Raw genomic sequence first — 13,069 nt, 5'->3', positions numbered from 1 at the left:
TAAACTCTTAGTGTATAATATTATGAAGAAAATACATAAACTGTTCAGCTTAAATTGAGAATTTCTATAAAGCCGGAGTCTCAAATAAGGACATTTAGAATTAGTCATAAACTTTAATACTTTTTTATAACTATAAATGCTCAGGATTGCTTCAAAATGGTGAAGTATCTCTGTGATTTTACGTTGCAGTGAAGTTAGTTAATCAGTTGTAAGTATCTGTATTTTTCCTTTCTCTATTAAGAAAAATAATATTATTTTATGAAAGTGAAAAAACAAAGACTCACTTTTTCAATGTGAAACTTTATATACATCTAGGTAATCTGTTTCAGAAATGTATTATTCAGACCTGGAGTTTTTATGACAAAAGTCGAAAAAGCATTATTGCTGCTAAAAAATATGGTGTACGAAAGCACCAGCCCTAAGGAAACTCTCAAGTTTGCGAAGTACTATAGGAATAAGGGGCTCGATGTGCTGGTTATTCTGTGGGGACCTATGGGAGTGCTGCTTGCAAAGAAAGATAAAACAAGAGGATCGCCCAAGTACGATGACACTGTACAGGAATGTATAGATATGGGAGTGGAGTTTCGGTGTTGTCAGCTTGCATCGGATATGATCGGGCTTAAAAAAGAAGAATTGATCCCTGGAATAGAATTCATCTGTTCGCAAGAGGTAGCCGAACTCTTTCTTAAATATACTGAAGAAAACCAGTTAATCATTACTTTCTGAGCCTTAGAAATTTCTAAAATTAAATAAGATATTCAAGCAATAACAGCCTTAAGCAATTAAATGTGTTTTATTGTAGCTTTTTCTAAGTCAGGTTTTCTTTGACTTAATTCTAGCCTGTCCCCAACCGTTTCTTCTACGAAATATAAACCTGAAACCGGCCTGTAGAATCTGTAATCTACACCTCATTCAATTTTAGCCGTTTTAAATCCCTTTTGTTCTTTAAACCTTACTCACTCCAGTTTCATTTCGGGATGAAGGTGCTCTTTTCGCTGCCCAAATTCTGTCACCCTATTTCCGTCACCCTATTTCCGTCACCCTAGTCCCGTCTCGGGAGGACGGTGCCCTTTTCGCTCGGTTCGTTTGCTCAAGAGGGCTGAGTTAGGGGGTAAAGGGCGGTAATCTTTACACAAGTTTGTTGATTTAAAAATTGCAGATTTCTGCCTTTAGTTGCTTGGAAGTCATAGAAAATCAAGGATTTCTTAGGAGAGGACTAATCTGCAATGTTTCGTTTTTCCGGTTTAATGGAGCTGTAACCGGGTCTGAGAATCTTTCTGTAAATGTTATATTCTATAAAATACCATATGTGTTTTTTCGATTAGTTTAAACCGACAGAGCTTTTTATATGTAATTTATTTTTTAAATTGTTCTGGGCTAATAGAAAATATCACATTGAGGAATGAATTATATGTTAATATGCACATATTAGAATAAAAATATAAAAACACAAATCAAACAAGAGAGCGTTTGTGCACATAATTAGGGTAAAAATGGATTTTTATATAAATATACAACTTTAAGTATACGACTTTAAAATGGTTATCTAATATTGAAGATTATAGCCCTTCAGTTCATTAATTTTTAGAAATAAAATAAAACAATTTCAGCAGGTGATTTCATGTTTTTACAGGATTATGAATTAAGTGAAGAAGAGAAAGTTCTCTTACAAAAGGTTCTGGATGGAGATGTGGCTCTTCGTAAGATTGAGGAGTTTGCAGACCCTGTGACTTCAGTAAAAATCAGACGGCTTGCAATACAGGAATTTACAAAACTTGAGTTTGAGAATATCCAGAATTTTTCCCTTGATGTTGAAGCAGCATCGAAAAAGAACATTGAAAACATGATAGGTGCAGTTCAGATTCCTCTCGGAGTTGCCGGACTTCTGAAGGTAAATGGCGAATATGCGAATTCCGAATACTACATTCCGCTTGCTACAACTGAAGGGGCTCTTGTTGCCGGTGTAAATCGTGGCTGCTCGGTTATCACAAAATCAGGAGGAGCAAATGTCAGGGTTTTTGAAGACAAAATGACGAGAGCACCTGTTTTTAAGCTTGAGAGTGTTAGCAGAGCTAAAGAATTTTATGAGTGGGTAAAATGTCCTGAGATTTTTGAGAAGATGAAAACCGTTGCTGAGAAAACGACACGTTTTGGAAAACTGCTTTCTGTAAAACCCTTCGTAACTGGCACAGATGTACACCTCAGGTTCTCGTACGATACAAAAGACGCCATGGGTATGAACATGGTGACTATAGCTACCGATGCGGTGATGCATCTTATAGAAGACGAATTCGGTGCGCATCCCATTACTCTTTCAGGAAATATGTGTACGGACAAAAAACCAGCTTCTATAAGCGCGATTCTCGGAAGAGGAAAAACCGTTGTAGCCGAGGTTACGATTCCAAAAGAAATTGTCAAGGAAACCCTCAAATGTACGCCTGAATCCATGTTTGAAGTAAACTACAGCAAAAACCTGCTGGGTTCAGCAAGAGCAGGAGCACTTGGATTCAATGCTCATGCTGCAAATATTATTGCTGCGATTTATCTGGCCTGCGGACAGGATGCTGCTCATGTTGTTGAAGGAAGCACCGCAATTACGAGTATGGAGCTTACGAAATATGAAGAAATTCACTGCTCTGTTACTCTACCTGCTCTGCCTGTGGGAACCGTTGGTGGAGGCACTGGTCTTGGGACCCAGAGGGATTGCCTGAACATTCTTGATGTTGCAGGCGCAGGTGACGTTCCTGGAACAAACTCTAAGAAATTTGCGGAAATCGTAGCTTCTGCCGTGCTTGCAGGAGAAGTTAACCTTATAGGAGCTCAGGCTGCAGGACATCTTGCCCGTGCCCATGCCCAGCTAGGCCGTGGGAAGTTCTAATGCAACCGTTGACTCGCAACCGTTGAGCCGGTTGATCACGCCGGATAAGTTTTGGGGATAAGATTCTCAAACTCAAATGTTGCTGAGGTTTTCGGTCAAGCCTTTTTTCAAAAGGTTTTCGGTCAAGCAGTTTTTTCAAAAGACTTGCGAGGAAGCTTTCCAGGGGAAAGGTTGTGGAAGACACTGAGATTACGAGAATCAGATCTTCCGGGTAAAACATGATCCAATAAGAGTTCTTACCATTATTGGCAAACTCCAGCTTCTGATCGATAAGATAATCTTTTATGAGAGAGAGTATATTGACCATTGACTCTGCTTCCTATTTTTTGTGGTGAAGAAAAAGGATACAGAGTCAATCATAATTTACAGAACTTTTGGGTATATTGCCACCGATTTACTAAAATTTTGATTTTTCTCAAAACAGTTCTAAATTTGGGTGTAACTTCAATTTTGAGAATAGTTCCCAAATCTGTAGACAGCTTTTCTATAATTCTTTAATTAATATATCTTCATTTGCGCTCTTTATCAATTTTTAAGAAAAGTTAATAAATCAGAAGATGTTAGTATCTATTGAATATTTATGGGGATGTGTATGGGGGTAATTAATAGGGAACCATGCGGATCAGCTCTTGAATATCTTGTTTCCCATCAAAAACTCTGTCAAACTTGAGATATAGATATGCTGAGAATATGACCCTTTAATTTCTCTATATACTTTCATTCAAAAATAATCCTTGGAGTGAATCAGAATGAAAGGAATTTTTAGCATTTTTAGAAAAGACGATAAAGCCTTTACAGGGCTCGAATCAGCAATTGTGCTGACCGCTTTTGTAGTTGTGGCAGCAGTGTTTTCTTATGTAGTGCTTGGGGCAGGGTTTACAACTTCTGATACTGCCAAGAAGACTATCGAGGAGGGTGTGAAACAGACTACTTCTTCAGTTGAACTTGCAGGTGACGTGATAGCAAAAGGTACTCCGATAGTCACAACAGATGTAAACGGAACAACAACGACAACCGGCGGAACAGTAGATAAAATTCTTGTCACCCTTCAGCTTACAGCAGGGCAGTCTCCCGTGGATATAGGACCTGGAATGCTGGTGGTATCTTATGCTGACAGTGCTATCTACAGCCCAGAAGTGACATGGTCTCAGTCATTTGTAGGGGATGACGATGGCGATGCGATTCTAGAACAGCACGAGAAAGTACAACTGGAAATCACTGTACCCAATACTGAGCCAGACGTCGCATTGCTTGCAACTTCTTGTTCAGCGGAGAACACTGAGTTCAGACTTGAGATAAAACCAAAGGTTGGCGCAATTGTCCCAATAACAAGAGTGATTCCGGCACAGATCGATCAAGTTATGGTTCTGAAGTAATCCCTATGGATTTTAGGGATACTTTCCCTTCTTTTATGGAGGATAAAAAGTTTCATTTTTTGTTCAGGTGGTTAATATGGAACTGGAGAAAAAAGTTGCAGATATGGAAACTGAACTTAAAGTCGTAAAAGGGGAGATCAAGGAATTACTTGTAGATATAAGGGACCTTGTAAACAGAAATGAAAATCCCTTCTTCAATGACCAGAAAAATGGAGTTTCAAGGCTTGAAACAAAAGGAAAAGGGGCAGAAGTGGAGAATCAACTACCTGCTGATGAAGAAAAAAATGATAAAAATAAGGAAAGCGTCCAGGAGCCGGTCAGAACCATTTCTCAAGATGGGGTTCCCGAAGAAAATATGCCACGGCAGAAAACTCCTACAAAGGAAATACAGGCGATTGAACCTGAAATTTCAGCCCGAAAAATTGATACGTTTACCCTTGTTGAACTCATGCGCTGGGTCGATTATGCTATAAGGACAGTTGGACACGGCAACCTAGAAGTCCTGCTTGACCTGTATTCACTTACCGGACCGCTTTCTGAAGAGACCAAGTATATTATCAAAAATATTGCAAACCTTTCCATTGAAGACCCTGCATGTGAAGATAAGGTTAGCATGAAAGATAATATTACAGTGCTTTCGCAACTGAGTGCAATTCTCGACCCTAAGAAATTCAAAAATGGAATCCAGCCTATTTACGAAAATTCAGGCTGGAGAGAAGACAAAAAAGGAAGACAGGATTTTTCTTTAATTAAATGTACGAACTAAGAAATTGACTAGATGTACGAACCGCTAAATCGACTGAAAAGCAGATCAAATGTTCAAATTAATACCAGTTAATCATTATTAGTGTCAGTAAACTTAGGTAAATACTGTATAATTAACCGTTATTGTCGAATAGAATCAATGCTACTGGCATAATCGATATTTCTGACATAAACAGGTTGAGATATCAATATTATCCAACGGCTATATGCTCATTCAAACTGATTTAAGTTTATTCGGACTTAGGTAGTTTACTCAAACTGATATGGGACTCGGAAAGTAAGGCGGGGTCGAAAAGTGAGTGGGGAAGCGATAAGCTCTGCGATTCTAACAATAGCATCCATTATCTGTGCATTTTCATTTGTTTCAGTTGTATACCCGTCTGTAATTTCCGCAGGAGACCCTATAGTCAGCCGTACTAATGCAATGGGAGACCAGATCCTGACCGATTTTGAAATATTACACGAGACAACTGCCGCTGAAGGCTTAGAGGTTCACATATGGGTTAAAAACGTGGGACCTAAAGGGATATCTTCCGGTTTAATCCAGCGATCTGACCTTTTTTTTGGGGAGGTCGGAAAATTTGAAAGGATACCATATGACGAGAATGGAAGTCTGGCTCCTTGCTGGAACTACTCAATAGAGCAAAGCAATGACGATAACTGGGACAAAGGGGAAACACTGCAGATCAGATTAAAGCCTGCTGATGTGCTTGTCAGCGGAGCGAAGTATTTCATTAAATTTAGTGCATACAATGGGGTTTCGGAAGAGGCCTATTTTACGGTGTCATGATGGGATTCGGAACGGTTATTGCATCAATGCTTTCGGTTGCAATCCTCCTCCTGGCATTTTATGTCTGCTCAAGCGGGGGGTTTTACATGGCAGATGTTCTTGCAAATTCAGTAATGGAGATGCAGGAAAATGAGAATGAGATAATGAAAACCGAAATCGAAATTACAAACATTTCTGCAAATGAGGCCGGTATTTTCGTGTCCCTGAATAATACTGGCTCCACAAAGGTAGGAGACTATGATTATATGGACGTGATCGTTAAGTACTCCAACACATCCGGCATTGCAAAAACCATATGGGTTCCCTTCCAGGGAGATTCAGACGCATTAGAAGACAAATGGACTGTGGGAAATATAAGTCCAGATCTGGTAAATCCCGGAATTCTTGATCCGGGTGAGGAGATAGAATTGCAGATTTTGCTCGAAGATTCCCTGGAAAACAAGAGTGTAAACTGGCTGTTGGTAACTGCCCCAAATGGAGTCAAAGCTTCAGGATATTTTAACGCATGAATTAGAAAATCGGTTTGATAGTTCAGAATTAGATAACTGGTTGATAGTCCAGATTTAGATTACTGGTTTGATAGCCCAGATGTAGATTACTGATTGATAATCTATAATTATTCCGGCTAAGTCAATGAGTTGAATTAGATAAACTAAGGAGATACAAAACAGTTGATCTTTGAAAAAAGGGAGAGAGGAAGAGTATGGGAGTAAATTCGGAAGAGGCTTTATTTCTTGAAAATGAAACATTTTGTGAAGAGGTATCAGATAACTCGGAAACTGAGAGGAAACCCTTAGAATTCATATCCTCAGGAAATCTGGAGATTGATAAAAAACTGGAAGGAGGTGTACCCATAGGTTCCCTTTGCCTTCTCGAAGGGGCAAAAGACAGTGGAAAATCAGTTTTCATGCAGCAGATTATATGTGGAGCTCTCAACCAGGATAAAAAAGTTTTAGCTTTAACGACGGAAAAAACCTCTCGTAAATTGTTGAATAATATGGAAAGCCTGAAGCAGGACATCTCAGATTATTTTATAATAGGCAGATTAAGGATCTTTGAAATAAATGCAAGTTATGTCGAAGAAAGTCCCGAGCTAAGTAATAATCTGCTAGGGAGGATGCTCGAATGTGTAAATGACTGTGAAGAAGAACTTATCCTGATCGATTCTTTAACGATTTTAGCGGTTAGCGCCTCTGAAAATACCTTATTGAACTTTTTTAGAGAATGTTTAAAACTTTGTGATAAAGAAAAGACTATTTTAATAAGTGTTCATGGGTATGCTTTTTCCCAGGAAGTGCTTTACAGGCTAAGATCCGTTTGCGATTCATGCCTGGAACTGAGAATTGAACAGGTCGGAGATAAGCTGATAAAGACTATGGAAATTCAGAAGTTGAGAGGTGCCAAAAAAACTACTGGAAATATGTTAAGTTTTGATGTGAACAGTGAGTATGGACTTAAAATAATTCCAGTTTCGAAAGTCAAAGCCTGAGAGAGGAAAAACATCCGGAAAAAGTGCTCTTAAGAAATAAGGCCCGAATGAGGATTTTAAATGGACGCTCTACCTTTTAACCCGCTGCCTGCACCGGTAAATGGAAAGCGCTCCAGAGAAGATGTACGTTCAAGACTTCCTTCTGAATTGCAGGAATTTGTTGGCAGGGAAGAGAATAGTCACATCCTTGATTATATATGCAGGCTTCCTCTGGAGCAAGTCGAAATCCCGGAGTTCCATTTAAAGATCTCAAGAGCTATGAAAAGTATCAGACATCCAAACCTCATTTACCCTATTGGAAAAGGACTTGCTGTTCACATTTATCCCGATAAAGAAGACATAAGAAATTACTATATCCCGATAGAACCCTGCCTTTTTCAGGATATAGACAGCACACTTGAGGCTGTAGAAAAGCTGCTTATCGACGTTATACATGATGGGGATGTCGATACTAAGGACCTGGAAGAAAAGAAAAGACTTCTGGAAAGGGCCCTTGAAAAGGTTTGTATTATAGAAGAACACGTAAATGAAAGTGTAGAACAAAAAAGTAAAGATCTTGAGAGGAATAAAACAGTCAAGAGAAAGAAAAATGGTAGATTGAGGCTTGGATTGATTGGAAATTTAAAAGAAGCCGGTAAAGTCTTCAAAATGAATAAATGGGAAAATATCCGGGTAACTCCTGAAGAATTTCAAGCTATCAAATATCTTATGATAAGGGACAAGATCGGAATGGGAATGCTCGAACCTCTGTTGCTGGACTCAAATATAGAAGATATAAGTTGCAGTGGGCTTGGGAGGGTTTTCGTCGAGCATAAGGTATTTTCGTCCCTTAAAACAGCAATTGAGTTTCAGGAGACTGAGGAACTTAACTCTTTTATTATACAGATGTCCGAGAAGGTCGGAAAGCCAATCACATATCGAGATCCGATAGTCGATACAGCTCTTCCGGATGGGTCAAGGATTAACATTGTGTTCGGAGAAGATGTATCCAGAAGGGGGAGCAATTTTACAATAAGGAAATTTATGGGAACTCCGATTTCTATTCTTGAGCTTATTGATTTTGGGACAATTGACTACATAATAGCTGCATATATGTGGATGATGCTGAGGGCAGGGATGAACTGCTTTATTTCGGGGGAAACGGCTTCCGGAAAGACTACTATGATGAATGCAATAACTACTTTTCTTCCCCCGGAGTCAAAAATAGTTTCTATTGAAGATACTCCGGAACTGCAGGTTCCACATAAAAACTGGACCAGAGAGGTTACAAGGACTACAAGAGAGGATAGTGGGTCTGACGTCTCAATGTTTGACCTGTTAAAGGCTGCTCTTCGCCAGCGTCCTAATGAGATTATAATCGGAGAAATCCGTGGAGTAGAGGGCAGCATTGCTTTTCAGGCTATGCAGACCGGGCATCCTGTTATGTCTACTTTCCATGCCGCATCCGTCGAAAAACTTATTCAGAGGCTGACAGGAGACCCGATTAATGTTCCTAAAAACTATGTGGATAACCTGAATGTGGTTATCATCCAGAGCGCGGTAAATATCCCTGGAAAAGGTATGGGAAGAAGAGTCCTGAGCATAAACGAAATCGTAGGCTATGATTCCTTTAATCAGGCTTTCAATTTTATGGATATATTTAAGTGGGACCCAGCAACAGATACTTTCAAATTCACGGGAAGAAATAATTCATATCTGTTAGAGCAAAAGATTGCTCCACGTCTGGGAATTCCGGAAAACCAGGTCCGAAAAATATATTCCGAACTTGAAAGGAAAGCAAAAATTCTCCAAAAGATCCATCAGGCGAAAATTACCAACTTTTACGATCTGTTCAATACGCTGATCCAGATTGAGGAGGCCGGGTTAATATCATGATAAATGTCATGAAACCTGAGGAGAAGCTTGCTTACCTGAAAGCGGAAGCTGAAATGCATGGGTTTGAGGGCTACTTTAATCTTGCGCGGCAACTGAAGGGCACGAAGGTTGTTGAAAGAGTCAATGATGATATGCTCTTTCTTCTCACTTATATGGCAGCAATTTCAACTGCGGATATTGAAAGAGATAGAATCTTTGATTATGCGGGCTCTCAGAAAGAGTATGAAGCTTCAAAATATTTCAGGCAGATCCATACCCTTGCCTCAAAGTGGGGCTATGCATATGCAAAAGCCTGCAAATATATCTCCCAGCGATTGCAGGATGAGTATATTTCTAAGCTTTTTGGACGAATGTCAAATATTCTTTCTTCTGGAGAACCGGAAAAAAACTTTCTGAAGCAAGAAAAAATAACAAGGGAAGAAATATTTTCTAATGAATATGAAAGAAGTATCGAATCCCTGAAAAAATGGACCGATGGATATACTGCTCTGATGGTGTCCGTAACTCTTGTTGTTACTATAATTCTTGTTTCAGTTATGATCTATAATATAACAAATATAGGAACGATCGCTTTTCTTGTTGTATTACTAACTGTTTTTATCTGTGGGATTGCGCTTTTTATCATATATAAGGCCGCTCCTGCTGAAAAGAAACTTCATACCCTGAGCAGGCGATCAAAGGAACAGGAAATTATCAGGTTTTTGAGCCGGATTTTGCTTCCACTGGGAGCAATTTCGGTTGCTGCTCTCATTTTAATTGGTACGAAGCTCCAGTATACTTTGCTTGCAATAACTTTCTTTACGCTTCCAATAGGCTTCTTTGCAATGATAGATGACCGAAATATCAATGAAAGGGACAGTAGTTTTCCTGCATTTGTCAAGACTCTGGGCACGCTTGCCGGAACGACAGGAATTACTATTCGAAGTGCAATGGAGGACCTTGATAAAGAAACTATAGGTGGTCTCAGGCCTGAGGTTGAGGAATTACATGCAGGACTTTCCTTGGGACTCAAGTCGAAGCTTTGCTGGGAGAAATTCATAGGAGAAACAGGTTCCGAACTGATCAACCGGTGCTCAAGGATCTTTACGGATGCAGTTGAGCTTGGAGGAGATCCTGCCGAAATAGGAGAGATAGTCTCATCCTCAAGTCTTGCTATCGTACTTCTCAGGATGAAAAGGCAGCTTGTCAGTTCAGGTTTTCGCGGCCTTGCCATAACTCTCCATGCTGTTATGATCGGGCTTCTAATCTTTATAATAGAAATAATTTCCAAATTTAGCGGGCTCGTTTCTGGAATGAATGAGTCATATTCTTCGATTCAGGGAGGTGCTTCCGGAATGGGGATGAGCATGTTTAATGCTACTGAAAGTATACCTTTGCTTTACACATTTACTCTTTCCGTGGTGCTTATTCTAACAATTTCAAATACTCTTGTAGTAAAAATTGTCGAGGGTGGAGGAAACTGTAAGCTCTTTTTTTACGGAGGTTTGATGTCAGGAATTTCCGGGCTCTGCATGATTCTTGTACCGCCGGTTGTATCAGGGGTATTTACGTTTCAGATGTGATAAATTGAAAAATGTATATTAACTAAATGTATATTATAATTAAATATAAATTTTAATTAAATGTGAATTTTAATTGAATGCAAATTTTAATTGAATGCAAATTTTAACTAAATGTAAATTTTAACTAAATGTAAATTAACTAGAAGAGCTATAAAGAAAAATTCAGGGTTGGTGGGAGGTAACAGAATGGATGCATTAAATAACTTGAAAATTAAAGGGCTAAAAAATCTAAAGATCAATGGATTCAAATTTCTAAAAGTTAACGAATTAAAGCATTTGATACCTAAGCCTGGGGGCCGAGATGATATGGAACTGGGGGATTTGATAAAAAGTAAAAAGGAGGTTGAAATCAAAATCCGAACATTGTTTAGGGAAAAGGAAGATCTCGAATCCCGGATCGAAAAGAAAGAACTCGAATCCCGGGTTGAAAAGAAAGAACTCGAATCCCAAATTGAAAAGAAAGAACTTGAGTCCCGGACTGGTCGGCTTCAAGAAACCAAAGACGAAAAAAGGGACGAAATATCTGAGTTTCCCTGGAGAAAGGAAATCTTTCCCCCGCTTCGCAGAAATATGCATCACGAAGTATCCAGATCTCTTGAAGTTGAAACTGATACTTTGCAAAAAGAAGATACCGGAATCTCAGAGAGGATAGATAGCCAAACTGGTAAAAAAGTTGAAGAATCTGATAAATTTTTTAAATCAAAAGAAACCGGCGAAATCGAAGAGGCCAATATAACAGAGATAGGGGTTAAAGAAGAAGCAAATTCTGCCGGTGAAAAAAATGATGTGAAAGGTGATGAAAAAGCCGATTTCGATGATATGAGAAAAAAAGCTGGAGAAATTGCTTTTCTGGAAAATACAGACAAACCAGAAACTGTCGAGGTGGCTTTAGAAGATAATGAAAAAGGAGAAAATACAAGGCTTGTCTTAGAAAATAATAAAAAAGAAGAAGATAAAACTCCTGAAATGAGAAAAACTGAAAGTGAAAACCCTGCCCCTAGCATTTTTGGAAATAGCCTGATTCAGGAGTTGCTGGAAAGTGAGGAACTGTGCTCTGAGGAAGAGCAAAATTTCATGAAGTATATTGGGGAATCAAGTGTTTCTGAACTCATCGTAGATTTAAAAGAAGTAAAGGGCCTCCTTACCGAAGCAGGGTCCTGAAAGTCTGATTATTATATAAAAAACGAGCAGGAAACTCTTCGAATTGGGGGCATAAACAAATAATAGTACCTGAAAGCACTTGAAAGCATTTTTATGCCAGGAAAAACAAAAATAGTGACGGAAATCCCGCCACACGAAAATCCTGCCACAGAGCTCTTAAAGAATAGTTCTTAAGATACAGCTTTAGAAGGAAGTTCTTAAGATACAGCTTTAGAAGGAAGTTCTTAAGAGTTTGCTCTTGTTTTTTTCACTGATGGAAAAGTCCTTCTTTTGCTTTATTAAGGTGTTTATTTGCTTCCTCCATTTTACTGGCAGCTTCAAGGATATCCTCGGAAGCTTCAAGAAAACCATCTTTTTTGGCTCTCTGGGCCCATTCTTTGAAACTCTCAATGTGGCTTTCGTTATGTTCAATCCAGTGCTCAATCAAATGTGAAAGGTTATCGTGACTAAGTTCTTCAGTAATAGTTTTCCCTCCTGTTCAAAATATATACGATTCATGGTATAAATGCCCGCTGGATATAATTAGATTTTTTTTAACGATTTCTTGAAAAGATAGAAAATAAAGGTACTGTCAAGTTGATGGGTGTTAGACATTCTATAGGCTCGACTGTAGCTGGGAAAATTCCTTAACATCCGTCAACTTAACAGTACCCCAAAATTAATTTTTCTCTTAAAAATTTGTCGACTGAACTAATAAAAATGAACCTTAAAATTATTCCACATCACTAAATTACATCTATCTTGTGTAATAATAATTAAATCTATGAGAAAATGCTATTGCATAGCTAAATTGTAGGGTATTATTCCACAAAAATTTATTGATAAATAAATACATTTGGACTTTTTCTTTTTTATAAAAAATCAAGTGTCTTGCGGCGTCTTTTATCATATATTATGATTTTGGTCGATGTCTCTAAATTATAAAACAGGAATTTTTATAGACTTAACATATAGATGAAAATTATTATTTTTGGCATATAGCTCGTTAAATTTATTTGCAATTAAACTAAGGTTATTTATGGAGTTTGAAAGTATTTTCCAAGTTCAGGTGAGCTCCATAAAGTACACTTAAAGAGGCATAATTAAGTTAGCTGTGCGTTTATTTAAGCTCGCTTTATTTTGTCTCCTATATATAAAATTACTGGGAGTAATGAAATGATTAAAAATAAGGTT

General features: G+C 38.4%; 12 protein-coding genes. 10 read left to right on the top strand and 2 right to left on the bottom strand.

Annotated features, from left to right (window positions below; all coding sequences use genetic code 11):
* Positions 1-357 precede the first annotated feature (357 nt).
* Positions 358-726: a DsrE family protein gene (locus A9239_RS16740; protein WP_048119734.1), complete on the top strand. Its 369-nt coding sequence runs from the start codon at positions 358-360 to the stop codon at positions 724-726.
* Between the two features lie 895 nt (positions 727-1,621).
* A complete protein-coding gene (hmgA, locus tag A9239_RS16735) occupies positions 1,622-2,878 on the top strand; it encodes a hydroxymethylglutaryl-CoA reductase (NADPH) (RefSeq protein WP_048119733.1) in 1,257 nt (418 codons plus the stop codon).
* Here hmgA and A9239_RS19160 read toward each other — a convergent pair.
* Entirely contained in the window at positions 2,811-3,185 is a 375-nt protein-coding gene (locus A9239_RS19160; protein WP_141706500.1) for a hypothetical protein, read from the bottom strand. The genes hmgA and A9239_RS19160 overlap by 68 nt on opposite strands.
* Before the next feature lie 442 nt (positions 3,186-3,627).
* Here A9239_RS19160 and A9239_RS16730 point away from each other — a divergent pair, with 442 nt between their 5' ends.
* The 8 genes from A9239_RS16730 (at position 3,628) to A9239_RS16695 (ending at position 11,896) form a co-directional block, all read left to right on the top strand.
* A complete protein-coding gene (locus A9239_RS16730) occupies positions 3,628-4,254 on the top strand; it encodes an archaellin/type IV pilin N-terminal domain-containing protein (RefSeq protein WP_052712679.1) in 627 nt (208 codons plus the stop codon).
* Positions 4,255-4,330: 76 nt separating this feature from the next.
* On the top strand, positions 4,331-5,020 hold the full coding sequence (locus A9239_RS16725; protein WP_048119731.1) for a hypothetical protein: 690 nt from the start codon (positions 4,331-4,333) through the stop codon (positions 5,018-5,020).
* Positions 5,021-5,314: 294 nt separating this feature from the next.
* Positions 5,315-5,809: a hypothetical protein gene (locus A9239_RS16720; protein ID WP_048119729.1), complete on the top strand. Its 495-nt coding sequence runs from the start codon at positions 5,315-5,317 to the stop codon at positions 5,807-5,809.
* On the top strand, positions 5,806-6,318 hold the full coding sequence (locus A9239_RS16715) for a hypothetical protein (protein WP_230629269.1): 513 nt from the start codon (positions 5,806-5,808) through the stop codon (positions 6,316-6,318). Before A9239_RS16720 ends, A9239_RS16715 begins: the two co-directional genes overlap by 4 nt.
* Positions 6,319-6,512: 194 nt before the next feature.
* Positions 6,513-7,298 carry an ATPase domain-containing protein gene (locus A9239_RS16710; protein WP_048119725.1) on the top strand — a complete coding sequence of 262 codons (786 nt, stop codon included), beginning with the start codon at positions 6,513-6,515 and terminating at the stop codon, positions 7,296-7,298.
* Between the two features lie 60 nt (positions 7,299-7,358).
* The gene (locus A9239_RS16705; RefSeq protein ID WP_048119723.1) at positions 7,359-9,173 is read left to right on the top strand and encodes a type II/IV secretion system ATPase subunit; all 1,815 of its coding nucleotides are present in this window, start codon (positions 7,359-7,361) and stop codon (positions 9,171-9,173) included.
* A complete protein-coding gene (flaJ, locus tag A9239_RS16700) occupies positions 9,170-10,735 on the top strand; it encodes an archaellar assembly protein FlaJ (RefSeq protein ID WP_230669029.1) in 1,566 nt (521 codons plus the stop codon). Before A9239_RS16705 ends, flaJ begins: the two co-directional genes overlap by 4 nt.
* Positions 10,736-11,041: 306 nt before the next feature.
* A complete protein-coding gene (locus A9239_RS16695; RefSeq protein WP_141706499.1) occupies positions 11,042-11,896 on the top strand; it encodes a hypothetical protein in 855 nt (284 codons plus the stop codon).
* A gap of 247 nt (positions 11,897-12,143) precedes the next feature.
* Here the strand turns inward: A9239_RS16695 and A9239_RS16690 are convergent, their stop codons facing one another.
* Complete coding sequence (locus A9239_RS16690; RefSeq protein ID WP_011306944.1) at positions 12,144-12,323, bottom strand: hypothetical protein; 180 nt, start codon at positions 12,321-12,323, stop codon at positions 12,144-12,146.
* Positions 12,324-13,069 lie beyond the last annotated feature (746 nt).

The organism is Methanosarcina sp. A14, from assembly GCF_001729375.1.
GTDB lineage: Archaea > Halobacteriota > Methanosarcinia > Methanosarcinales > Methanosarcinaceae > Methanosarcina > Methanosarcina barkeri.
This window is presented reverse-complemented; position numbering and strand designations above follow the sequence as displayed.